At 69.1% G+C, this 23194-nt stretch carries 26 protein-coding genes; 15 read left to right on the top strand and 11 right to left on the bottom strand.

The window, feature by feature from the left end; genetic code table 11:
• Positions 1–62 precede the first annotated feature (62 nt).
• Positions 63–1262 carry a cytochrome P450 gene (locus AC1DNF_RS01830; RefSeq protein ID WP_478146830.1) on the bottom strand — a complete coding sequence of 400 codons (1200 nt, stop codon included), beginning with the start codon at positions 1260–1262 and terminating at the stop codon, positions 63–65.
• 4 nt (positions 1263–1266) lie between these two features.
• Positions 1267–1722, bottom strand: a complete 456-nt coding sequence (locus tag AC1DNF_RS01825; RefSeq protein ID WP_478146829.1) for a nuclear transport factor 2 family protein — start codon at positions 1720–1722, stop codon at positions 1267–1269.
• Positions 1723–1929: 207 nt separating this feature from the next.
• Between AC1DNF_RS01825 and AC1DNF_RS01820 the strand changes: the two genes are divergently transcribed.
• Genes AC1DNF_RS01820 through AC1DNF_RS01805 form a run of 4 tightly spaced genes read left to right on the top strand, consistent with a single transcriptional unit; the run spans position 1930 to position 5242 of the window.
• Positions 1930–2823: a branched-chain amino acid ABC transporter permease gene (locus AC1DNF_RS01820; RefSeq protein WP_478146828.1), complete on the top strand. Its 894-nt coding sequence runs from the start codon at positions 1930–1932 to the stop codon at positions 2821–2823.
• Complete coding sequence (locus AC1DNF_RS01815) at positions 2820–3764, top strand: branched-chain amino acid ABC transporter permease (protein ID WP_478146827.1); 945 nt, start codon at positions 2820–2822, stop codon at positions 3762–3764. The genes AC1DNF_RS01820 and AC1DNF_RS01815 overlap by 4 nt, the downstream gene beginning before the upstream one ends.
• On the top strand, positions 3761–4519 hold the full coding sequence (locus tag AC1DNF_RS01810) for an ABC transporter ATP-binding protein (protein WP_478146826.1): 759 nt from the start codon (positions 3761–3763) through the stop codon (positions 4517–4519). Before AC1DNF_RS01815 ends, AC1DNF_RS01810 begins: the two co-directional genes overlap by 4 nt.
• 3 nt (positions 4520–4522) lie before the next feature.
• Positions 4523–5242 (top strand): ABC transporter ATP-binding protein, encoded by a 720-nt coding sequence (locus AC1DNF_RS01805; protein WP_478146825.1) that lies wholly within the window; start codon positions 4523–4525, stop codon positions 5240–5242.
• 4 nt (positions 5243–5246) lie between these two features.
• Here the strand turns inward: AC1DNF_RS01805 and AC1DNF_RS01800 are convergent, their stop codons facing one another.
• From AC1DNF_RS01800 to AC1DNF_RS01770, 7 genes are all read right to left on the bottom strand, one after another.
• On the bottom strand, positions 5247–6221 hold the full coding sequence (locus AC1DNF_RS01800) for a Bug family tripartite tricarboxylate transporter substrate binding protein (RefSeq protein ID WP_478146824.1): 975 nt from the start codon (positions 6219–6221) through the stop codon (positions 5247–5249).
• Between the two features lie 22 nt (positions 6222–6243).
• Positions 6244–8028, bottom strand: a complete 1785-nt coding sequence (locus tag AC1DNF_RS01795; protein ID WP_478146823.1) for an FAD-dependent monooxygenase — start codon at positions 8026–8028, stop codon at positions 6244–6246.
• Positions 8025–8597 (bottom strand): hemerythrin domain-containing protein, encoded by a 573-nt coding sequence (locus tag AC1DNF_RS01790; RefSeq protein ID WP_478146822.1) that lies wholly within the window; start codon positions 8595–8597, stop codon positions 8025–8027. Before AC1DNF_RS01790 ends, AC1DNF_RS01795 begins: the two co-directional genes overlap by 4 nt.
• A gap of 116 nt (positions 8598–8713) precedes the next feature.
• Positions 8714–9562 carry a helix-turn-helix transcriptional regulator gene (locus tag AC1DNF_RS01785; protein WP_478146821.1) on the bottom strand — a complete coding sequence of 283 codons (849 nt, stop codon included), beginning with the start codon at positions 9560–9562 and terminating at the stop codon, positions 8714–8716.
• Positions 9563–9721: 159 nt separating this feature from the next.
• Positions 9722–10573: an IclR family transcriptional regulator gene (locus AC1DNF_RS01780; protein ID WP_478146820.1), complete on the bottom strand. Its 852-nt coding sequence runs from the start codon at positions 10571–10573 to the stop codon at positions 9722–9724.
• Between the two features lie 41 nt (positions 10574–10614).
• Positions 10615–11220 (bottom strand): NAD(P)H:quinone oxidoreductase, encoded by a 606-nt coding sequence (gene wrbA, locus AC1DNF_RS01775; RefSeq protein ID WP_478146819.1) that lies wholly within the window; start codon positions 11218–11220, stop codon positions 10615–10617.
• 16 nt (positions 11221–11236) lie between these two features.
• The gene (locus AC1DNF_RS01770) at positions 11237–12187 is read right to left on the bottom strand and encodes a quinone oxidoreductase family protein (RefSeq protein ID WP_478146818.1); all 951 of its coding nucleotides are present in this window, start codon (positions 12185–12187) and stop codon (positions 11237–11239) included.
• Between the two features lie 86 nt (positions 12188–12273).
• Here AC1DNF_RS01770 and AC1DNF_RS01765 point away from each other — a divergent pair, with 86 nt between their 5' ends.
• Positions 12274–12969, top strand: coding sequence for an NIPSNAP family protein (locus AC1DNF_RS01765; protein WP_478146817.1), 696 nt, complete (start codon positions 12274–12276; stop codon positions 12967–12969).
• A gap of 16 nt (positions 12970–12985) precedes the next feature.
• Here the strand turns inward: AC1DNF_RS01765 and AC1DNF_RS01760 are convergent, their stop codons facing one another.
• Together AC1DNF_RS01760 and AC1DNF_RS01755 are read right to left on the bottom strand one after the other, a co-directional pair.
• Positions 12986–14173 (bottom strand): MFS transporter, encoded by a 1188-nt coding sequence (locus AC1DNF_RS01760; protein ID WP_478146816.1) that lies wholly within the window; start codon positions 14171–14173, stop codon positions 12986–12988.
• A complete protein-coding gene (locus AC1DNF_RS01755) occupies positions 14170–14988 on the bottom strand; it encodes an SDR family NAD(P)-dependent oxidoreductase (protein ID WP_478146815.1) in 819 nt (272 codons plus the stop codon). Before AC1DNF_RS01755 ends, AC1DNF_RS01760 begins: the two co-directional genes overlap by 4 nt.
• Positions 14989–15339: 351 nt before the next feature.
• Between AC1DNF_RS01755 and AC1DNF_RS01750 the strand changes: the two genes are divergently transcribed.
• The 10 genes from AC1DNF_RS01750 to AC1DNF_RS01705 all read left to right on the top strand — a co-directional run bounded on the left by AC1DNF_RS01750 (position 15340) and on the right by AC1DNF_RS01705 (position 23120).
• Positions 15340–15963: a helix-turn-helix domain-containing protein gene (locus AC1DNF_RS01750; RefSeq protein WP_478146814.1), complete on the top strand. Its 624-nt coding sequence runs from the start codon at positions 15340–15342 to the stop codon at positions 15961–15963.
• Positions 15960–16505 (top strand): N-acetyltransferase family protein, encoded by a 546-nt coding sequence (locus AC1DNF_RS01745; protein WP_478146813.1) that lies wholly within the window; start codon positions 15960–15962, stop codon positions 16503–16505. Before AC1DNF_RS01750 ends, AC1DNF_RS01745 begins: the two co-directional genes overlap by 4 nt.
• Positions 16506–16678: 173 nt before the next feature.
• The gene (locus AC1DNF_RS01740; RefSeq protein ID WP_478146812.1) at positions 16679–17500 is read left to right on the top strand and encodes an SDR family NAD(P)-dependent oxidoreductase; all 822 of its coding nucleotides are present in this window, start codon (positions 16679–16681) and stop codon (positions 17498–17500) included.
• A 10-nt stretch (positions 17501–17510) separates the two neighbouring features.
• Complete coding sequence (locus tag AC1DNF_RS01735; protein WP_478146811.1) at positions 17511–18215, top strand: dienelactone hydrolase family protein; 705 nt, start codon at positions 17511–17513, stop codon at positions 18213–18215.
• Position 18216: 1 nt separating this feature from the next.
• Positions 18217–18717: a MarR family winged helix-turn-helix transcriptional regulator gene (locus AC1DNF_RS01730; protein ID WP_478146810.1), complete on the top strand. Its 501-nt coding sequence runs from the start codon at positions 18217–18219 to the stop codon at positions 18715–18717.
• Positions 18714–19607, top strand: a complete 894-nt coding sequence (locus tag AC1DNF_RS01725) for a TauD/TfdA dioxygenase family protein (RefSeq protein ID WP_478146809.1) — start codon at positions 18714–18716, stop codon at positions 19605–19607. The genes AC1DNF_RS01730 and AC1DNF_RS01725 overlap by 4 nt, the downstream gene beginning before the upstream one ends.
• 41 nt (positions 19608–19648) lie before the next feature.
• Entirely contained in the window at positions 19649–20638 is a 990-nt protein-coding gene (locus tag AC1DNF_RS01720; RefSeq protein WP_478146808.1) for an ABC transporter substrate-binding protein, read from the top strand.
• Between the two features lie 2 nt (positions 20639–20640).
• Complete coding sequence (locus tag AC1DNF_RS01715) at positions 20641–21498, top strand: ABC transporter permease (RefSeq protein WP_478146807.1); 858 nt, start codon at positions 20641–20643, stop codon at positions 21496–21498.
• Positions 21495–22274: an ABC transporter permease gene (locus tag AC1DNF_RS01710; RefSeq protein ID WP_478146806.1), complete on the top strand. Its 780-nt coding sequence runs from the start codon at positions 21495–21497 to the stop codon at positions 22272–22274. Before AC1DNF_RS01715 ends, AC1DNF_RS01710 begins: the two co-directional genes overlap by 4 nt.
• 15 nt (positions 22275–22289) lie before the next feature.
• Positions 22290–23120 (top strand): ABC transporter ATP-binding protein, encoded by an 831-nt coding sequence (locus tag AC1DNF_RS01705; protein ID WP_478146805.1) that lies wholly within the window; start codon positions 22290–22292, stop codon positions 23118–23120.
• Positions 23121–23194: the final 74 nt, after the last annotated feature.

Here is a 23194-nt window from a genome sequence, read left to right as displayed (position 1 = left end):
GTCTCCGTTTTGAAAGTACTCCGGCAGTGTGGACACTGGCGCCGGTGGCGTCTGTCCCCGTCTCAGGGGACGAGCGCCAGGGGCAGCACGTCCAGCGTGCGCAGCGTGTTCACCGGCCGCCAGCGCGCCGGCCCCGCGGGCTCGATGCGCCGGATGCGACGCAGCACCGCGCCGAGGATGCATTCGGCCTCGAGCCGCGCGATCATCTGCCCGATGCAGACGTGCGCGCCGGCGCCGAAGGCGCGGTGCACGCCGGTGGTCTGGCGCGTCACGTCGAAGCGGTCCGGGTCCTTCCACTGGCGGGGGTCGCGATTGGCGGCGCCCATGTGGTAGCCGACCTTGGTGTCGGCGCGCAGGCGCACGCCGCCGAGCTCGACCTCTGCCGTGGTGGTGCGGAACATCACCTGCGCCGGCGATTCCATTCGCAGCGCTTCCTCGAAGGCACCCTTGATCAGCGCCGGGTTGGCCTTCACCAGGGCCAGCTGCCGCGGGTGCTCCGACAGCAGCTTCAGCGTCGAGCCGATGCCGGCGATGGTCGTGTCCACGCCGGCGCGGAAGAAGGTCCGCACGTGAAAGGGCGCCGTGCCCTTGTCGAAGTCGCCCGCGTCCTCGGCCTGGTAGATCTTCTCGCCGAAGCCGCCGGGCAGCATGTACTCGCGCTGCAGCACCTGCTGGTACCAGTCCATGATCGGCGCGGCGCGTTCCAGCGTGCGCGCCACGCGCTCGTTGTTGGGCCCGATCTGGTTGAAGTTGAGCTCTCCCGTCAGCTTGATGCGCTCGGGCGGCACGTCGACGCCCAGCACCGAGGGGAAGACGTCGAGCACGAAGGCCTCGGCGATGTCGGCCACGCCGTCGACGCTGCCCCTGGCCACCACCTGGTCGGCCACTTCCTCGGCACGATGGGCGAACTTCTCCTTCCAGGTCTTGATGACGAGCGGAGACAGGATCTTCTGCAGCGCCGCGCGCACCCGCGTGTGCTCGGGCGGGTCGAGTTCGGCGATCGGGCTGCGGGTGCGCCAGGCGCCCGGCTTGCGGATGTCGCTCATGCCGACGCCACCCTCGGTCGTGAAGCGGGCATGGTCGCTGGCGACGATGCCGGCCTCGTGGTGGCGGCCCACGGCGTAGTAGCCGTGCGGCGCGATGAAGACGGCCGGCCCCAGTTCGCGCATGCGCTCGAAGAAGGGGTAGGGGTCGGCGATGTTGGCGTCGGAGAAGGGGTCCTCGTCGAGGACCGGCGCGTCGGGGGCGGGGATGGTGTTCATGTCTTCAGTCTCCGCTCGGCAGCACGCGCACCGTCATCTCGCTGATGCGCCAGCCCACCTCGGTGCGGCGAAAGCGCATGTCGTACTTGCCGAACATGGCGATCTTGCCGGGGCCGTCGCGCCAGTCGGTGATCAGCGCCCGCGCGTGGCCCATGGCGTCGTCGGCGTTGGCGCCCGGCACCACGTAGAAGTCGGTCATCTGGTGGTGCATGCGCTGCCTGAACTTCTTCCTCATCACCTCGTCCATCAACGCCAGCAGCTTGTCGCGGCCCCGAAGGGTCTCCGGCGGCAGGCCGCTGCCGCCCTGCGCGGGCGGCGGCGAATTGGCGCGCGTCCAGCTCGCGTCCTCGGTGAACAGCTGGACGAAGTTCGGGTCGCCGGCGTCGGCGAGGTGGCCGTAGCGGGCGAAGACCGATCGGATCTCTAGCTCGTCGTCGACGGGCAGGTGGGGGAAGCGCATGTCGTGGTCTCCAGGAAGCGGTCTCGGGGCACCAGTGCCCGTTCGCCGGTTGCGCCCGCGCGGGTGAACACGCCGGCGGCGCGTGCGTCTCCAGGCAGTGTCATGACGCGCCGCGTCGCCGTCTGTCCCCATGGCAGGGGACCCCCTGCAAACCCGTCCCACCCCAAGGGGACATACATGCGGGGCCCGCATTCCTATCCTGCTCGCATGCTGATGCAACAACTTCTCAACGGCGTGGTCGTGGGCAGCGTCTATGCCCTGTTCGCGCTCGGGTTCACCCTTCTCTTCGGGGTGAACCACATCATGAACATGGCCCACGGCTCGGTGTTCATGTGGGGCGCCTTCGCCGGGTTGTATGCCGTGACCATGCTGGACGCGCCGATCTACGTGGGGCTGCTGCTCGGGATGCTGGCGGGCGGGCTGGTGTCGGTGGCGCTCGACGTGTTCGCCTTCCGGCCGCTGCGCCGCCGCAACGCGCCCGAGTTCTCGGCCATCGTCTCCTCGATCGGCGCCGACCTCGTGCTGCTGGCGATCGCGCAGAAGGTCTCCAACACCGCGGTCATGCGCTTTCCCTTCGATGCCTTCCCCGTGGTGGTCTTCACGGTGGCGGGCTTGCGCATCCAGCTGCTGCAGCTGGTGATCATCGCGCTGGTGGTGGCGATGGTCTTCGGCCTGGTCTGGTACCTCTACCGCACCGGCTTCGGCCAGCGCATCCGCTGCGTCGCCTATTCGGAGCAGACCTCGCGCCTGCTGGGCATCAACCCGGGGCCGGTCAACATGCAGGTGTTCATGATCTCGGGCGCACTGGCCGGCATGGCGGGCGTGCTGATCGGCCTGGTCTTCAACTCGGTGCACTTCGCGATGGGCGAGCCGCTGCTGCTGCGCGCCTTCGTGATCATCATCCTGGGTGGCCTGGGCAGCATCCCGGGCGCGCTGATCGCGGGGCTCGCCATCGGCATCGTGCAGACGCTGGCCGTGGCCTACGTCTCCTCCGGCGTCGCCGAGGCCGTCGTGTTCGTCACCCTCTTCATCGTCATCCTGGTCAAGCCCACCGGCCTCTTCGGCCAGGCCTCCGCCGCGATGCGGATTCAACGCGCATGATGAATTTCCTCTACACCTACCAGTCGCTCTTCGACCACATCCTGGTCTACGCGCTGCTGGCGATGAGCCAGTACGTCGTGCTGCGCGCCGGCGTGTTCTCGCTGGGCACCGCGGGCTTCGCCGCGCTGGGCGCCTACGGCTGCGCGCTGCTGATCACCAAGGCCGCCTGGCCGCCCTTCGCGGCCATCGTCGCCGGCACCGTGCTGGGCACGCTGGCCAGCGCCTTGCTGGCCTTTCCGCTGTCGCGGCTGCGCGGCGTGTTCCAGGCGGTGGCCACGCTGGCACTGGTGCAGATCGTGCTGTCGGTCACGCAGAACTGGGCCGGTGTCACCAACGGCGCGCTGGGCGTGAACGGCATCCCCAAGGCGGCCGGCACCGGCGTGCTGCTGTCGGTGGTGGCGGTGGTGGTGCTGCTGCTGGTCGCGATGGGCCGCTACAGCGTGGGCCGCGCCATGGACGTGATCCGCGAGGACGAGACGGTGGCGGTGTCATTGGGCATCTCGGTGCCTTACTACCACCGCATCGCGTTCATCCTCTCCGGGTTGCTGGCGGGCCTGGGCGGGGCGCTGCAGGCCACCAGCAGCTACGCCATCACGCCGGGGGAGTTCGGCTTCGGCATGCTGGTCGCGGCGCTGACGATGGTCGTGCTGGGCGGGCGCACCTCGGTGTGGGGCGCGCTGGTGGGCGCCGCCATCCTGACCACGCTGCCGGAACTGTTCCGCGTGTTCGCCGACTACCGCAACGTGGTGCAGGGCATCCTGCTGATGCTGGTGATCGTGTACCTGCCCCGGGGCGTGGCCGATTCGGCGATCGCGATGCTGCGCGACCGCCGGCGGTCGCGCGTCGCCGGCCGCATCCTGGCCGGGTCCAAGGCGACCGGCGCCGGTGGCGAAGGGGCCGCGTCCGTGAATCCCTCCATCGAAGCAGGAGCGCGCCCATGACCGCAACACTGGTCCTCCAGGACGTGGCCCGCCACTTCGGCGGCGTCCCCGCCGTCGACGGCCTGAGCCTGCAGGTTCCCGCCGGGCAGATCACCGGCCTGATCGGCCCCAACGGCGCGGGCAAGACCACCGTCGTCAACCTCATCACCGGCCTGCTGCACCTGAGCGCCGGCAAGGTGCTGCTGGATGGCAAGGACGTCTCGCGCCAGGAGGCGCCCGAGCTGGCGCGCGCGGGCGTGGCGCGCACCTTCCAGAACATCCGCCTGGTGCCGGACGCGACTGTGATCGAGAACGTGATCGCCGGGTTCCACCGGCACGAGAAGGCCGGCCTGTGGGCCAACCTGCTGGGCTTGCCCTCCGCGCGCGCCGAGGCGAAGCAGATGCACGAGCGGGCGATGGCGCTGCTGGAGCGCTTCGGCATGGCGGCGCTGGCCGGGCACCGCGCCGGCGGGCTGTCCTACGGCCACCAGCGCCGCATCGAGATGATGCGCGCGCTGGCCACCGAGCCCAGGCTGCTGCTGCTCGACGAGCCGGTGGCCGGCATGAACGATGCTGAGGCCGAGAGCCTGGCGGGCATCTTCCGCGGCGTGGCCGCCAGCGGCGTCGCCGTGCTGCTGATCGAGCACAACATGCGCTTCGTCATGTCGCTGTGCTCGCAGCTCTACGTGCTGGCCTCGGGCCGGCTGATCGCCCAAGGCCTGCCGGAAGCGGTGGGCCGCGACCCCAAGGTCGTCGAAGCCTACCTGGGAGCCTGAGGCATGCTGGACATCCGAAACCTCGACGTGCACTACCGCGGCATCCAGGCGCTGCGCGGCGTGAGCCTGACGGTGAAGAAGGGCGAGATCTTCGCGCTGATCGGCCCCAACGGCGCGGGCAAGTCGAGCCTGGTCAATGCGCTGTCCGGCATCGTGCCCGCCACGGGCGAGATCCTGTTCGAAGGCGAGCCGCTCGGCCGCCGCGCCGCCCACCTGCGTTCGCGCGCCGGGATCATCCAGGTGCCCGAGGGCCGGCGCGTGATCGCGCCGCTGTCGGTGGCCGAGAACCTCGCGCTGGGCCGGCAGGCGGCGGGCGTGCGCGGCAGTGATGCGGGCGACGACCTCGATCGCGTGCATGCGCTGTTCCCGGTGCTCAAGGAGCGACGCAACCAGCTCTCGGGGTCGCTGTCCGGCGGCCAGCAGCAGATGCTGGCGATCGGCCGCGCGCTCATGGGGCGTCCCAAGCTGCTGATGCTGGACGAGCCCAGCCTGGGCCTCGCGCCGGTGATCATCAAGGACGTGTTCCGCGCGCTGGTGCAGCTCAATCGCGAGGGCATGACGATCCTGCTAGTCGAGCAGAACGCCCGCCTCGCGCTGCAGACCGCGCATCGTGCCGCGGTGCTGGAGCAGGGCCGCCTGGTGCACCAGGGCCTGGCCTCGGACCTGGCGAACGACCCGGCGATCGCCGACCACTATTTCGGCCGCGCGGGCCTGATCGCGTGACGGCCTATTCGGCCCTGATGTTGCGCTCGCGCACGACGGCGCGCCACTTCACGGTCTCGGCCTGGATGTAGGCGGTGAACTGCTCGGGTGTGCCGCCGACCGGGTCGATGCCGGCCTCGTCGAGCTTGCGTTTCACCTCGGCCGGCGCGATGGCCTTCAGGTAGGCGGCGTTCATCGCGCGGATGACCGGCTCGGGCGTGCCCGTGCGAACCGTGAAGCCCTGCCAGCCTTCCACCTCGAAACCCTTGACGCCCTGCTCGGCCAGCGTCGGCAGGTCGGGGTACGCCGCGATGCGCTTCGAACCGGCGGCGGCGATCGGGCGCAGCCGGCCGGATTCGATGTGCGGCCGGGCCGAGGCGCGGTCCAGGAACATCATGCCCACCTGGCCGCCCAGCAGGTCCTGCACGGCGGGGCCGCCGCCCTTGTACGTGATGGCCACCAGCTTCATGCCGGTATCGCGCGCGAGCAGCTCGGTCGCGAGGTGATGGGTGGTGCCCGCGCTGGGCGAGGCATAGTTCAACCCCTGCGGCGTGCGCGCGGCCAGCGCGATCAGCTCCTGCACGTTGCCTACCGGCAGCACCGTGGGGTTGACCACCAGCACGAAGTCGAACTTGGCGGTCATGGTCACCGGCGCCAGGTCCTTCAGCGGGTCGTAGGCCAGCTTCTCGAACATGCTGGGGTTGACGGCGTAGGTCGTCATGTCGCCCAGCAGGAGGGTGTGGCCGTCCGCCGGCAACTGCCGGGCCACCGCGGTGGCGCCGATGATGCCGGAGGCGCCCGGGCGGTTCTCGACGATCACCGTCTGGCCCAGCGCCTCGCCCATGCCGGGCGCGACCAGTCGCGCGAAGAAGTCGGTGCCGCCGCCGGCCGGGTAGGGCACGATCAGGCGGATCGGCTGGCCGGGCCAGTTCGATTGGGCGAAGGCCGCCGGGGCAAGAGTGGCGGCGGCGGCGAGCGAGAGAAGCCTGCGTCGATTCATGGTGGATGTCTCGTTGTTGCGGTTACTGCGCTTGCTGCGCGACGTCTCGTTGAAGAATTCTCGTCAGCGCCGCCGCCAGCGTCGCCTGCGCCTTGTCGCTGCGTCCCACCGAGCGCCAGCCCACGTGCTGGTCGGGCCGCACCAGGATCGCGCCGTCGGCGGACACGCCGCGCAGATGGCGCCAGGCGCGGTCCGCATCGCACACCTCGGACTCGTCCGAGATCTCGACCACCTCGATCGGCACGCGGCTCGCGCGCGCCACGGCGGCCGCTGCCTCGGCCCATCCCGAGGCCTTGCGGCCGGTGAGCAGGACGAAGCTGCCCGGCTTCACCAGGTCGAGCGTGGAGAGCCTGCGGCCCTCGCGCTCGAGCCATGCGTGCGGCAGGCGATGCCCGGGGCGCGTGGTCGGCACATAGGTCTGGCCCAGCGGGTCGCGCTCCGGCGTCGGCGTGCCGTCGGGCATCACCGCGCCGTCGTCGTAGTGGTAGCCCAGCTCGATGTCGTGTGCCTGCCATTCCATGCGCTGCACGTCCATGATCCGCGCCAGCCGCGCGCGGCGGGTGCGGCCTTCCGGGTCGTCGGCGAAGTAGCGGCGGAAGTTGGCCTGGCTGAGCTCGGCGTCGCCGCGCACCAGCCCGATCCCGGCATCGGTGAGCTGGTGGTTCTGGAAGGTCATCAGCGCCCACTGGATGTTGGCCGCCGCGACCGGCCGGCGCTCGGCTTCGTAGCTGTCGAGCAGGCTGTCGTGCGCCTGGCCCTTGAGCACGGCGGCGAGCTTCCAGGCCAGGTTGTGGGCGTCCTGGATCGCGGAGTTCAGGCCCAGGCCGGTGGTGGGCGGATGGCGGTGCGCGGCATCGCCGGCCAGCAGCACGCGGCCCCAGCGGTAGCGGTCGACCAGCACGCCCTCGACCGTCCAGTGGCCGATGCCGATGATGTCCGGCGCCAGGTCCGGGATCTTCAGCAGCTCGCGCATGCGCGGTAGCAGCGAGGCTTCCTCGAAGCGCGAGGGATCGTCCGGGCGGAAGCTGAAGTGGAACATCCACTCCTCCGAGTGCCGGCCGAATTTCGTCGGGCCCAGTTGTCCGAGCACGCCGCTGGCCCAGGACCCGCCCTGCGGGTTCACGAACCAAGTCGTCATCGAATAGTCGTCGTCCCAGTACTGCGACAGGTCGGCGCGGAAGTACACGGTGACCATGTGCGCCAGGTCGGTGGCGCCGCTCATGACGGCGCCCACCGCCGGCCCCACGGCCTTGCCGCCGTCGGCGCCGATCAGGTACCTGGCGCGCACGCGGATGTCCTGGTCGGTGGCGCGATCGCGCACGATCGCCGTCACGCCGTCCGGGTCCTGCTCGAAGGATTGCAGCTGGTGGTTGTAGAGCACCTGCGCCCGGTCCTGGGCCGAGGCGATCTCGCGAAGCAGCGGCTCCATGCGCACCTGCGGGAACAGCGTCGACTCGCAGGGGCTGTCCTTGGCGTAGTGCTGCGCGAGCGAACCGCCGCCGAAGGATTCGATGCGGTAGAAGGTGCGCCGGTCGAGCTCGCCGTCGCCGGCGAGGGTGGTGCACCAGCGGATGTGCGAGATGTGCTTGAGCGGCATGGAGCGCTCGTAGACGCGCTCAGCCACGTCGAACTGGCGCAGCAGTTCCATGGTGCGCTGGCTGACGTAGCGCGCCTTGGGCAGGCGGCCGGGCGCGGGATGGCGTTCGACCAGCAGGCTTCGGATGCCCTGGCGCGACAGGAACAGCGAGGAGGCGAGGCCGCAGCCGCCGCCACCGACGATGAGGACGGGAATTTCGATGTCTTTCATGGGCATTTCTTGTGGAGAGAATCGTGGGCCGTGATGCGCTCGAACAGCGCGCGGTGGCCTTGCGCCATCGATGCGTGGAGTTCGCCGCGCTGGCGGGTGAGGGCCTCGGCGAGCTCGCGCCAGTCGGCGGGCGACAGGAAGTCGACGGCCACCGGCAGCACGTAGCTCTCCTCGACCTCCATGTGGCCGAGATAGACGTTGACGTGGGTCTGCAGCAGCAGCTCGAAGGACTCGCGGTGGATCTCGCCCATCACCTCCCAGGCGGTCAGGGCGTGCTCCAGCTCGCGCACGGAGGATTCGCCGCGCTCGTGTTCGGCTTCCAGCCGATCGAGCACCGGGCGCAGCGCCGGGCAGCGCGCGCGGATGCGCGGGAACAGCAGCTCGCTTTCGCTGGCGTGGTGCACGCGCGCGGGCATCTCGTCGAGATAGAACAGCATTGCGCGCAGCTCGTCGAAGTCCGGCGCGCCTCCGCAGCGGCCGGCGCGCTCGACCGCGTCGCGCAGCGCCCGCAGCACCGTGGCGAGGGCCCGGTGGTCCTCGACGATCAACTGGATGGCAATCGGCTGCATGGGAGGCATCGGCGGCGCGTTGGCATGCTCACATTGACGCATGGCCGCGCGTCGAGGTCAGTCCCCGCAACGGGGGACGCCGAGGGCCCCGGGGCGGGAAACGGGGGCGCGAAATGTCAGTGCAGGGCGGTCGAGGCCGCCGCCTGGAAGCGCTCGGCGCTCCACCGGCTCCAGCGGGCCAGGTACCAGGTCAGCAGCTCGCGCTCGCTGCCGATGGCCAGGCGCTGGTAGGCGCGCTTGCGGTAGGTCTTGACGGTTTCCTCGCTCACCGTCAGGTCCAGCGCGATGCCCACCGAGGACAGGCCGTACAGGATGCGGGCGCAGACCTCGGCTTCGCGCCGCGGCAGGGGACTGGTGGCGACGATGCAGTTCTCGATCTCGGGCAGCGTGGTCAGCGCCTGCGCCACGTTGGGGCGGCTCTGGCAGACATCGGCGTGCTTGGCCAGCATGGCCACCAGCAACTCGGCCGCCTGGCCCAGCCTCTCGATGGCCTCGTGCGCGAAGGGCGAATGCGAATCGGCGCGCAGCACGCTCAGGCCGAAGGCGCCATTGGCGCCGCGGCCGCACAGCAGGATGCGGTCGCGCACGTGCGGGTAGACGCGCGGGCGCAGGTCGTCGTAGCCGCGGTCGCTGAAGTCGACGTGGATGATCGCCGCCGCGGCGCCCTCGACGCAGCGCTGCGCCTCGGTCATCGCCGGGTCGTGCTTCCACAGGCCCTGGTTGACGTAGCTCTCGACGCGATCGCGGGCGGTGCGCTCGGGCTCGACGCAGCAGGCGGCGACTTCGCGCAACTCGTCGCGTCCGAGACGGAAGGCCGCGAAGTGGTCCGCACCGCACAGCGAATGCAGGTAGCTGGCCAGCGCGGGCCCGAAGCGCTCGTTGCCGAGGCCGTCGACCAGGCGGGCGAGGGAAGCCTCGAGGCTGTGGCCGGCGGCGGGCCGGTCCTGAACCATCACGGTCATCATGGTTGTCTGTCTCCTGGCGTGGCTGGGATGCGCCCGGGAGCGGCGCACGGCGCGCGGACTTCTGTGGTCCGTCTCACTTTCAAACTACGTAATCAGATTACGCCTATCGAAATCCTGACTGTTCCAGTGGAAACCCTCGGTCGCGAGGAGCGCAGACCCTCAGGCCCAGCCGAGGCGTCGCGAGACTTCCTCTGCGCGCGCCGCCAGGGTGGTGGCGACGCGGCCATCCAGCCGGGTGTCGATGAGGCCGGCCGAGCCCATCACGGTGATCACGCCGGCCACCGCGCCGGCGTGATCGAAGATCGGTGCCGAGACGCCGTGCAGCCCGGGATTGAGATCGCCCTCGACGCGCGCGAGCTTGTGCTTGCGCACGCTCTCGAACAGCGCCTCGACGTCTGCCTTGCTCATCTTGCGAGCGATCTGGCTGGGGGTGGCGCCGGGATGCTGAAAGCCGCTCATTTCGCGCTGGATGAGTGGCGCGGTCAGCGCCGCGGGCAGGTAGGCGCCGAACACCCGTCCGGTGGACGAGGTGAGGACCGGCATGACCGAGCCGGGCCGGCCGCTGATGATCAGCGCGTCGTTCGTTTCCTCGAAGCGCACGAAGGTCGGACCGGCCGCGCCCCAGACCGCCAGGCCGGCGGTGAAGCCGAGTTCGTCGCGCAGTTCGGCCAGCGTGGGCGATGCCACCTGGACGACGTTGAGCCGCCGCAGCGCCGCCAGCCCCAGCCGCACCGCCAGCGGTCCCAGCCGGTAGCCGCCGCTCGCGGTGTCGCGCTCGGCCAGGCCGTTGCGGCAGAAGCTCACCAGGTAGCGGTGGGCCTTGGGCGGCTGCATGTCGGAGCGCTCGGCCACGGTCTTCAACATCAGCGGGGCGCCGGTGTCGATCAGCGCCGACAGCACGCGCACCGCGGTGTCGACCGCCTGCACGCCGCCGGCGTCCTCGTCGCTCGCGGCACCACCGTTGCCGTTGCCGGGTGCGTGCTCTTCGGTCGTGGGCGTGGACGGGTTCATCCGCACCAGCCTAGCATGGGCTTCCCTGCGCTCGCATGGGCTCAGGCGCGGGCCGCGGCCAGGATGGAGGCGAAGCGCGAAATGCGCTGGCCCTGGAAGCGCGCGGCGGCCAGCTTCTCCGGCGGCAAGCCGTTGCCGCGGCCGTCGGTGAAGCTCACGCCATAGGGGTTGCCGCCCGCGGCGTACAACAGCTTGTCGGTGTAGCCGACGGGCACGATGATCGAACCCCAGTGATAGAAGACGTTGTGCAGCGCCAGCAGCGTCGCCTCCTGGCCGCCATGCAGGTTGCCGGCCCCTGTGAAGGCGCCGGCGGCCTTGTCCTGCAGCTTGCCCTGCGCCCACAGCGGGCCCAGCGTGTCGATGAACTGCTTGAGCTGCGCCGTCGGCAGGCCGAAGCGCGTGGGCGTGCCGAGGACGAAGCCGTCGGCCCACTCCATGTCGTCCAGCGTGGCCTCGGGCACGTCGCGTGTGGCTTCCAGGTGTTCCTTCCAGGCCGGCTTGGCGGCGATGGTTTCGGCGTCCGCCAGCTCGCGCACCTTGCGCAGGCGTGTCTGGGCGCCTGCGGCGCGCGCCCCTTCCTCGACGGCGCGGGCGATCTGCCAGGTGTGGCCGGTGCTGCTGTAGTAGACGATGGTGACCTTGGCCATGGCGTTTCTTCTTTGCTCAGACGGTGAGGACGATTTTTCCGAAATGCAGGTTGGCGCTCATGCGCTCCAGCGCGGCGCCGGCCTCGGCCAGGGGGAAGCGGCTGTCGATCGGCAGCCGGAGCCGGCGCTCGGCGACGGCGCCGCCGAGTTCGGCCAGCATCCTGGCGTTGAGCGCGCGGATCTCTTCGAGCGAGCGGGTGCGGAAGGTGACACCGATGTAGCTGATGCGGCGCAGCGCATGCAGCTGGAAGTCGAACTCGCCGCCGGCGCCGCCCAGGCGCCCCAGGTTGACGATGCGCCCGCCGAGCGCGGCCGTGCGCATGGTCTGCGCGAACTGCTTGCCGGTGACCTGGTCGACGATGATTTCCACGCCCTTGCCGCCGGTCGCCTCCAGGACGCGCTGGTGCCACTCGGGCTGGCCGGGGTCGAGCGCCAGGTCGGCGCCGAACTCGGCCAGCCGCGCCCGGCGCGCCGCATTGGTGGAGGTGCCGATCACCTTGCCGGCGCCGAGCAGCCGCGCGATCTGCAGGCCCATCAGGCCGACGCCCGAGGCGGCGCCGTGGATCAGCACGTCCTGCCCGCGCCGGAGTTCGCCGTGGGTGACGATGGCATCGTGCATGGCCTGCAGCGCCAGCATGAGGATGCTGGCTTCCTCGTAGGGAAGGGCGCTGTCGGGAATCCCGCAGGCGCGGCCGCCGTCGGTGACGGCGTATTCGGCAAAGGCGCCGGCGCCGGTGCACATGACGCGGTCGCCCGCCTTCCAGCCGCCGGACTGCGGCCCTGCCTCCACCACCTCGCCCGCCCATTCCATGCCGATCACCTGGCCGTCGCGCGCGGCGAGTCCGGCGAGGTCGGCGCGGTTGAGGCTGGCCGCCTTCACGCGCACGAGGATTTCATGGGGCTTGGGCTGCGGCATGGGGACGTCGGCCAGACGCGCGCCTTCCGCTGTGGAGATGATGGCTTTCATGCACCCAGCTTAGGCAGGGCACCGGCGGCGGTATGCCCCCCTCCGACGGGACAGACAGCGGCCGTCGCGCGGATAAGCTGAAGCCCATGATCCACGAGCTGCGCCTCTACTCCGTCGCCCCGGGCCGCATGGCCGACGTGCACACCCGCTTCAACGCGCACTTTCCGCCGCTGTTCGCCCGCCATGGCGTCGATTGCGTGGCGCGCTGGACCGCGGTGGCCGGCCCCGACGCGCCGCGCTTCGTCTACCTGATGGCCTACCGCGACTACGCGCACCGCGAGGCCGTGTGGGCCAGCTTCTACGCGGACGCCGAATGGTGGCGCATCCGCGCCGAGACCAATGCCGGGCACGAGATGGTCGAGCGCCACGACCTGTTCTTCATGAAGCCCAACGCGGCCTGGGCGCCGGCCGCCGATCCGGCGACGGCGGTGGGCGGCCTGCACGAGATGGTGCAGCAGCAGATCGCGCCCGGACAGAACGCCAATGCCAACCTCTTTCTGCAGGAGACGTGGCTGCCGCTGGTGCGCGAAGCGGGCGCCCGCGTGCTGGCCGTGTGGGACATGGCCGCCGGCGCGGGCATGCAGAAGATCGTGCTGCTGTACGCCTGGCCGGATGCCGCGACGTGGCACGCGGGCCGCCGGTCGCTGGACGGGAACGAGACGCTGCGCGCGGCCTTCGCCGAGCAGCGCGGCACGCATGGCACGGCCTTGTTCCAGCGTGCCGAGGTGAACCTGCTGGACCCGGCCCCGGGCATGACGATCCGCGCGGGACTGGGGCGCTGAGCGGCGCTCGCGGCGCCTAGGACGCCGGGCGCGGGCTGGCCGGCCGGCGCTGCCGGAGGCTGAAGGCGAACACGGCGCCCAGCGCCGCTAGCGCGAGCGCGCTGGCCAGGAACACCGGGCGCGTGCCGATGGCATCCACCACCGCCGAGGCCGTGGCGACACCCGCGGAGATGCCGAGGAACATCATGGAGGCGAACAGGCTGACGGCGGTGCCGCGCAGCGCTGGCACCATCTGCGTGGCGTGCGTCTGCAGCGTGCCGTGCAGCATGTAGAAGCCGAAGCCGGCCAGCAGCGAGGCCGGCAGTGCCAGCGTCCAGTGGTGGCCCATGGCCAGCGCCAGCCAGCCGGCGCCCATGGCGAGCCCGCCGACGATCGCCATGCCGCTTTCACCCAGCGTCGTCACGAGCCGGCGGGCGGCGAAGGTGTAGAAGAAGCCGCCGGCGCCGTACAGCGCCACGATGGCCGCCGCCGCCGACAGGCCGAGCCCGAACTCGCGCACCAGGAAGGCCGGCAGGAAGGCCAGGCCGCAGAAGGCGAAGACGCCCTCGACCAGCACCACCAGCAGCATCCAGCGCGCCCACGGCACCGACAGGACGTGGAGGAGATCGCGCACGTGGCCGTGCGGGGAGGGCGGCCTCACGGCTTCGCCGCGGACCTCGCGATTGAAGGTGATCGCCAGCCCGCCGACGCAGAAGGCCACGGCCAGCAACGCGAACACGGCACGCCAGCCGAGCCACTCGGTGAGCACGCCCGACACCCACTGGCCCGCGATCATCCCGCCCAGCGAGAAGCTGAGGAAGCGCGCCAGCACCGGCTGGCGCTCCGCGTAAGGCACGGTGTCGCCGACCCACGCCAGCACGAGCGCGATGATGCCGGAAGCCGTGGCCCCGGCGAGGAAGCGCGCCACCACCAGCATCTCCAGGCTCATGGCGAACAGGGCGAGCACGTTGCCCGCCACGCAGCCGAGCGCGGCGATGCCGATCATGCGCCGCTTGCCGTAGCGGTCGCCGAGCGGCCCGAAGACGAACTGCATCAGGCCGTAGGCCACGGCATAGGTGGAGATGGTGAGCGCGGCGCGGCCGGTGGTGACGCCGAAGCTCTGCGCCAGCGCGGGCAGCATCGGGTCGCAGACGCGCATCATCGCGCTGCTGCAGAAGTGGACCGTGGCGAGCGCGGCCAGGCCGCTGCGCCCCGCGCCGGTCATGCCTTCTCCGCGTCCTGCTTCTCGAAGCCGGGGCGCGGGATCAGCGACAGCCAGGTGGTGCTGAGGCCGCCGTCGACCAGCACGTCCTGGCCATTCACGTAGCCGGAGCGCGGGCTAGCGAGGAAGGCCACCACCTCGGCGATGTCCTTCGGTCCGCTGATGCGCCCGGCCGGCACGATCGATTCGCGCTTCTGCCGCACGGACGCATCGAGGTAGATGCCTTCGGTCAGCGGCGTGCGCACCATCGCCGGGCTGACGACGTTGCTGCGGATGCGGTGCTCGCCCAGTTCCACCGCCAGCAGCTGCGAGAGCATCTTCACGCCCGCCTTGCTGATGCTGTAGGGGCCGCTGTAGGGCTGCGGCACGCGGCCGGAGATGGAGGCGATGTGGACCATGCTGCCGCCGCCCGCGGCGATCATCTGGCGGCCGAAGGATTGCGCGCAGAGCAGGAAGCCGTTGAGGTTGACGGCCATCAGCTGGTTCCAGCGCTCCAGCTCGATGTCCATCAGCGCCGCGGCGTAGATGGTGGCGGCGTTGTTGACCAGCACGTCGCAGCGGCCCAGTTCGCGCTCCACGGTCGCGGCGGCGCGTTCCACGTCGGCCTTGTCGGTGATGTCGCAGCCGAGCGCGATGGCGCGCGCGCCGGTCTGCGCGATCTCGGCCGCGGCCCTGGCCGCGCCTTGCGCGTCGCGGTCCAGCAGGGCGACGCGGGCGCCCACCGCCGCGAGTTCGCGTGCGATGCCGATTCCGATGCCGCCGGCCGCTCCGGTGACGACGCAGACCTTGTCTTCGAGTTGGAGCCAGGAATCAGCCATGGCGTCAGGCCTGCGGCGCGCTGGCGCGCATGCGCATGTCTTGGAGATGGCGCAGTGCGCCGCGGGGGCGAGTGGAGGTGGTCTTGTGCATGGGTGCCACTGTCGGCCGCGCACGAGCCGATGTCAGTCCCCTCGGAGGGGACGCAGCGCCCTGGTGCCGGGGTGCACCGGTTCCGACCAAGGCTGGTCGCAGTCGGTGCGCCGTGCCTTTGGGCAGGGCGTGTGGGACGTTACTGGCGTCCGTAGACAGCCACATAACCAGACTGACGTAACGCGGCCCGTTTCGCGCCTGGAATCCAGAAAATCCAGAAATCCAGTTTAATGGAGGTATTTTCCATTAAACTGTCAGGCATGGACATCAATGCCCGCATCGCCCAGCGGCTGCGCGAACTGCGCGATGCGCGCGGCTACTCGCTCGAAGCCCTGGCAGAACGCAGTGGCGTGAGCCGCTCCAACATCTCGCTGATCGAGCGCGGCCAGAGCAGTCCCACGGCTGTTGTGCTCGACAAGCTGGCCATCGGCCTGAGCGTGGCGCTCGCCTCACTTTTCGACGGCGGCGCGGACCGCGCTGGCAGCGCATCCCCATCACCCATGATTCGCCTGCGCGACCAGCCGGTGTGGCGGGACCCAGCCTCGGGCTATGTGCGCCGGCAGCTCTCGCCACCCGCTGCCTCGCCACTGCAAATGGTGGAGGTGCTGTTTCCGCCCGGGCAACGCGTGGCCCTGGACTCGGCGGTGCACGATGCAGACATCCACCAGCAGGTGTGGTTGATCGAGGGCCGCATGGAGCTGACCGTGGGCGACACCACATGGCCACTGGCGGTCGGCGACTGCTTGGCCATGCAGCTCAACCAGCCCATCGTGTTCCATAACCCCGGGACACGGCCCGCGCGGTACCTGGTAGCGCTGACCACCCTTGCCAGCCCGCCCAGCCGCATTGCATCTCGTCGTTCGACTGACCAGAGAAAGCGATGACTGATCCTGTTCTTGCCCCGCTCCCCATCACCATCCGCCGCTTTGGCGCTGACGAGGCCGCTGCTTGCATTGAAGCCCTTGCCGACGTGCTGATCGACTGCGTGCAGGGCGGTGCTTCGGTGAGCTTCATGTGGCCTCTGCCGCGCGCCGCCGCACTGACTTTCTGGCGCGGCGTTGCCGAAGGCGTGGCCCGCAAGGAGCGCGTCTTGTTGGTCGCAGAGGATGCGGACGGCGCCATCGTGGGCACCGCACAGCTGATTACCGCCATGCCCGAGAACCAGCCTCATCGCGCCGACGTGGCCAAGATGCTGGTCCATCGAAGGGCCCGCCGTCAGGGTCTGGCGCAGCGCTTGCTGGCTGCGGTGGAAGATGCCGCGCGTGCGGAGGGAAAGACCGTGCTTGTGCTGGACACCGCGACGGGCGGTGATGCCGAGCGGCTCTATCAGCGCGCAGGCTGGCACCGGGTGGGAGTGGTGCCGGACTACGCGCTCATGCCGGACGGTGCGATGTGCGCCACGACGCTTTTCTGCAAGCGCCTCTGAATTCCGGGCGGCCATCCGTCCGTACAGGCATACCTGCAGCGCACGCGCGCGCGGCCTTGAGGTCTTCTGTGGCGGCGCGGCCCTGAATTCGTGACCCGCTCCGTCTCGAGCCGGGAGCGCCTCGGGTATTCCCTTTGTTGACGAATCATTAAATGCCAAATCAAATAGATGACATGAAAGCATGCGATCTGTTCAACGTCGAAGGCCGCGTTGTCGCCATCACGGGCGCCGCCGGCGGCATCGGGCTGGCCTATGCCGAAGTGATGGCGGCCAACGGTGCCAATGTCAATCTCATCGACATCGATCCGCAGGCACTTGCAGCGGCTGTCGAGCGGCTGCAGACCGGCGGTGTCGACGTTCACGGCGAGGTCGCCGACGTGACGAAGCCCGACACGGTGCGCCAGGCCTTCGCCAACATCGTCGAGCGCCACGGTCGGCTCGATATCGTGTTCGCCAATGCGGGGATCAGCGGCGGCCCGGGCTTTCTCAACGGAGCCGGCGAACGCAATCCGGCCGGCGCGATCGAGAACCTTTCGCTCGAAGTGTGGGAGCGCGTCATGGCGACCAACACGACCTCGGTCTTCCTCACCTTGCAGACCGTCGTGCCGTACATGAAGAAGCAGCAGGGCGGCGGACGCATCATCGTCACGAGCTCGATCTCGGCGTCGAAGACCGAAACACTGGTCAGTTCGATCTACGCGACCTCCAAGGCGGCCGTCGGCTACCTGGTGCGGCAGGCCGCACATGAGCTCGCCAAGTACGACATCCTGGTCAATGCGATCTCGCCCGGCCCCGTCATCACGAACATCGGTGGCGGACGGCTCAAGGACGCCACGGCGCGCAAGCCATTCGAGCGCGCTGCGCCGCTCGGGCGCATCGCCACCACGCAGGACCTTCAAGGCGCCGCGTTGTACCTCGCTTCGCCCGCGTCGAGCCTCGTCACGGGGGCGCAGATCATCATCGACGGCGGCACGGCGCTCGGCCCGGCGGATTGAAGCCAATCACATGAACACCCAGAACAAGGTCAGCAACATCCGGGAGCCGGGTCCTGTCGAGATCACATCGCCCGACGGGCACGTCTTCGGTTGCTGGGTTGCTCCGGCCGAAGGTACGTCGCGCGGTGCGGTCATCGTGCTGCAGGAAATCTTCGGCGTGAACGCGCACATCCAGACGGTCTGCGCGCGGCTCGCCAAGGACGGCTACGACGCCTATGCGCCCGCGCTTTTCGATCGCCTGCAGCCGGGCTTCACGTCCGGCTATAGCAAGGAAGAGGTCGCGCAAGCGCTCAAGTTCCTGCCGCGGCTGGACTGGCCGGCGATGGTGGCGGACACGCTCGCGACGGTGGACGTCGCGAGGCGGACCCAAGGCTGCGTTGCCCTGATGGGCTTCTGTCTCGGCGCCTCGGTCGCGTGGATGGCGGCACAGTCCCGCCCCGGCATCGCGGCGGTGGTCGGCTACTACGGCGGCCAGATCGTCCGGCACCTCGACCGGCCGGCGCAGAGCCCGACCCTCCTGCACTATGGCGAAGCCAATCACACGATCCCGATGGCCGATGTGGAGCGCATCCGCTCGGAGCGGCCCGAGTGCGAACTGCATGTCTACCCGGCGGGCCACGGCTTCAACTGCGATGCACGCGCCTCGTACGAGCCCGCGTCCGCGACGCAGGCCTGGGACCGCTCGATGCGGTGGCTCGCGGCGCACAGGGGTTGACATGGCCGGCAAGAAATTGGAGCCCCGCGACGGGGCCCTGGGCGCGCTCGCCGCACCGATCGCGCCCCTGGCCGACGAGTACATCGCCGTGCTGGTGATGAGCCTGGCCGGCCGGCTGAACCGCGGTGCGTCGAACCATTACCTGAAGCATTTCGACATCAGCATGGTGGACTACCGGATCGTGCTGGCGCTCGGGCTCGCCAAGAACCTGAACATCAGCGCGGTGGCGGCTTCGGCCGATGTCGACAAGGCGGCTGCGAGCCGCAGTCTCCGCGCGCTGGAGCAGCGCGGCGTGGTCGAACTGGAGCAGACCGCGACGCGCGGCCGCGCGGCCATCGTCCACCTCACGGAGTCCGGCCGCGAACTCGAGCGCCAACTCAAGAAATCTTCGCGCCTGCGGGAGCGGCGTTTCATCGCCGGACTCTCCGAGGACGAGCGCAAGCAGGCCGTCGCGCTGCTCAAGAAGCTCATCGCCGGCGTACCGAACATGAACAAGGAATGAACTCCGTGACATCGATCTACGACAATCCCCTCAAGTTCAAGCGCATCGAGGTCCGCCCGATGAACAGCACCATCGGCGCCGAGATCCATGGCCTCGACCTGACCCGCCCGCTCGACGAGGAGACCTGGCAAGAGGTGCGGCAGGCCTTCGCCGACTACCTCGTCGTCTACTTTCCGAACCAGCCGTTGACGCACGATCAGCATCTGGCTTTCAGCGAGCGCTTCGGTCCGCTGATGGCGATGCCGCAGCTGCTGTCGGTCGAGGGCCACGAGCAGATCCACATCATCAAGCGCGACGGCGACGACAACAGCCGCGTGATCGGCGAAAGCTGGCATTCGGACAGCACCTACTTCGAGTCGCCGCCGGCCGCGGTGATCATGCGCGCGGTCACGGTGCCTGAGTTCGGCGGCGACACCGGCTTTCTGAGCATGTATGCCGCATACGAAACGCTGTCGCCCAAGATGCGCTCGATACTCGACGGGCTCAACGTCGTTCACAGCGCGACGCGCATCTACGGCTCGGCCTATCACGCGCAGAAGAAGAAGTTCAGCTCGGTCAATGCGCGCACCGATCTCGACATCGAAGCCGGCGATCGCGAGCAGATCCATCCGGCGGTGTGCACGCATCCGATCTCCGGCCGCCGCTTCCTGTACCTGAACCAGGTCTACGTGCAGCGCTTCGAAGGCATGACGGAGGCCGAGAGCCTGCCGCTGCTGCGCTTCCTCTACGACCACGCCGCGCGCTTCGAGAACACCTGCCGCGTTCGTTGGCAGAAGGATCAGGTGCTGATCTGGGACAACCGTTGCACGATGCACAAGGCCATTCCGGACTACATCGGCCGCGCTCGCTACATGACGCGCACAACCATCGCCGGCGAGCCGCCGCGCTGAGATCCCCCGAGCCTACCGAGACAACCACCGAGGAGACCCCCATGAATAGCAAGCTCTTTCGCAGAACCTTTGTCGCTGTCGCGGCCGTCGCCGTCGGCGCCATCGTTGCCGGCGCCGGCCTGTTGTCGGCCACGCCGGCCATGGCGCAGGCCGCGCCCGCGCTGACCACGGTCAATGCCGGCTTCGTGCCCGTGACGGACGTGGCCGCGCTCTACCTCGGCGAGGAGGTCGGCATCTGGAAAAAGCACGGCCTGCAGCTCAAGGCCAACGTGGCATCTACCGGCTCGGTGCCGTCCGTCATGAGCGGCGAATACCACTTCGGCTTCACCGCGCTGGTCAACGTGCTGCAGGCACGCGACAAGGGCTTGCCGCTCAAGATCATCGCGGCGGGTTCGAGCTCGACCGGCGTGAAGGGCGCCGACGTGACGATGATCCACGCCGGCCCGCAAAGCGGCATCAAGTCGGCCAAGGATCTCGAGGGCAGGACGGTTAGTGTGAACGCGCTCAACGGCCTGCTGCAGATGCTCGGCAAGGCGGCGGTGAAGGCCGACGGCGGCGACCCGTCCAAGGTGCGCTTCATCGAGCTTGGCTTCGCCGAAGCACTCGCCGCACTGCAGGCCGGCAAGATCGATGCCATGGTCGGCGCCGAGCCCTTCGGCACCGCGGCGATCGCGGCCGGCTTTCCGCCGATCGCTTCGCCGTACCAGTCGATGTCGACCAAGAGCATGATGACCTCGTCGTACTTCACGAGCGAGCCGCAGCTCAAGGCCAACCCCGAGCTGTTCAAGAAGATTCACGCTGCCATCAACGAGTCGCTCGAGTATGCGCAGAGCCATCCGGACGAAGTGCGCAAGCAACTGCCCAAGTTCACCAAGCTCGGCCCTGACGTGGCGGCCAAGCTGATCCTGCCGCGCTACCTGACCGACATCTCGCGTGACTCCGTCGAGATGTTCTCCAGGACCGGCAACGAATTTGGCATGCTCACCAAGCCCGCCGTGTACGACGTCGTCGTCTGGACCGAAGGCAAGTGATCGTGGCCGCGAGCAACGGACTGGCGGGGAACGACGCAGTGCCGAGGATGACGCCGGCTGCTCGCGACCGCGCCTTCGACACGGCTACGATCGGGCGATGGCTGGGCAGCATGACCGGCATCCTGTTGCTCGCGGCGTTGTGGGAAATCGCGCCGCGCGCGGGGTGGCTCAACCGCGACTTCTTTCCGCCCCTGTCGGTCGTGCTGGGACGCCTGTCGGTGCTCGTCGCGACCGAGGAATTCTGGGGCTTCGTCGCCAGCACGGTCCGCACCTGCGTGCTGGGCCTGACCATCGCGGCCATTGCGGGCGTGCTCATCGGTCTGGCGATCGGGCTCACGCCCGGCGCGCGCAAGTACACGCATTCGACCATCGAGTTCCTGCGGCCGATCCCATCGGTCGCGCTGATTCCGGGCGTGATCCTCCTCTTCGGTGCGCGCTACCAGTCGGGCGTCGTGCTCATCACCTACGCGGCCTTCTGGCAAGTCCTGCTGCAGATGCTCTACGGCCTGAACGACATCGACAGCGTGGCGCGCGACACCGCCCGCACCTTCCGTTTCAGCCGCTTTGGCTATGTGCGTCATGTGGCCTGGCCGACCCTGCTGCCCTACCTGTTCACCGGCTTGCGGCTCGCCGCCGCCATGGCGCTGGTGCTGGCGGTGACGGCGGAGATGGTCATCGGAAGCCAGGGGGTCGGTCGGGGCATCGTCGTGGCCCAGGCCTCCAACGCGACGCCCGAGGCCTACGCCTATGTGCTCGTGGCGGGCTTGATGGGCGTGGCCATCAACATGGCGGCGCGCCTGCTGGAACGACGCCTGCTTCGATGGCACCCGAGCGTGCGCAATGCCGGAGGCGCACGATGATCCCGTCCTTCCTGCGCAAGCTGGTGGTCGAGCTGGCGCTGCCGCTCATACTCTTCGGCCTGCTCTATGCGCTGAGTGCGGATTCGACCAACTTCTACTTCCCGTCGCTCGCCGCCGTGCTCGAAAAGTTCAACGGTCTGTGGCTCGGCCCGCGATTTTTCTCCGACGTCATCCCGAGCTTCCAGCGGCTGATGGCCGGCTACCTGATCGCGAGCATCCTGGGCGCGGCCATCGGCATCGCCATCGGCAGCCATGCCGGCGTTCGGCGCGCGGCCGAGCCGGTGCTGGAGTTCTTCCGTGCCGTGCCGCCCGTCGCCATGATCCCTCTGCTGATCATGAGCATGGGTTTCGGCGACGCGATGAAGATCACCGTCATCGTGGCGGGCGCGATCTGGCCGATCCTGCTCAATACGGTCGAAGGCGTGAAGGCGGTCGATTCGGTGCTCGACGACACCTGCCGTACCTACCAGATCAAGGGCCTGGCGCGGCTCTGGCACTTCATTCTGCCCGCCGCGTCGCCACAGATCATCGTCGGCATGCGGCTCGGGTTGTCGATCGGCATCGTGCTGATGGTCATCAGCGAGATGTTCGCGGCGCTCGACGGGCTGGGCTCGGCCATCATCTATTTCCAGCGCAGCTACGAGATCCCGCAGATGTGGAGTGGCGTGCTGATGCTCGGCCTCTTCGGCTTCGGGCTGTCGATGGCCTTCAGGCTGTTCGAGCACCACGTGCTCGGCTGGTACTACGGATTGCGCGATCTCGAAAGAAAGAGCTGAACCATGAGCGCTGTCATGAGCAACGAAGAACCCGAGGTTGGCACAACCGGTGCTTCCGTCGCGTCGGTGGTGTCGGTCCGGCATCTGAACAAGGTCTACGAATCGAAGGAGCGGCGCGTCGAAGCCATCGGCGACCTGAGCTTCGAGGTGCGGCATGGCGACTTCACCTGCATCGTCGGCCCATCTGGCGCCGGCAAGACCACCTTGCTGAAATGCCTGTCGGGCCTGCTGGCGCCGACGCGCGGCACGATCCGCGTGAACGGGCACGACGTGACGTCACCGCCCGAGGAGATGGCCATCGTGTTCCAGGAATACGGCCGCAGCCTGTTTCCGTGGAAGAGCGTCCGCGAGAACGTCGAGCTGCCCTTGCGCGAACGCAGGGTGCCCAAGGACCAGCGCCGGCGCATGGTGGATGCGGCGCTCGAAGCCGTGGCGCTCGCGGGTGTCGGCGACTCGTATCCGTGGCAGCTGTCGGGCGGCATGCAGCAGCGCGTCGCGATCGCGCGCGCCGTTGCCTATCAGCCCAAGGTGATGGTGCTCGACGAGCCTTTCGCCGCGGTCGATGCGCAGACGCGCGCCGACCTCGAAGACCTGATGCTGCGCCTGTGGAGCGAACTCGACCTGACCGTGATCTTCGTCACCCACGACATCGACGAGGCCGTGTACCTGGGCCAACGCGTACTCGTGCTGTCGTCGTCGCCGACACGGGTGCTCGATGACGTGCCCATCGACATCGCCGGCCCGCGCACGCAGGCGCTGACGCGGGTCGAACCCGGCTTCGCGGAGCTGCGAACGCGTGTCTATCAGGGCATCCAGGCCGCGAAGGCGAAGAAGGCCGCCGCATGAAGCGGCGAGCGCCGCGGGGCACGATGGGGGCTGCCGCCCTGTCGTTGTCGGGTGCCGGGATCACCTGGGCGAAT

This window comes from Variovorax sp. 01T432 (assembly GCF_056398605.1).
This window is presented reverse-complemented; position numbering and strand designations above follow the sequence as displayed.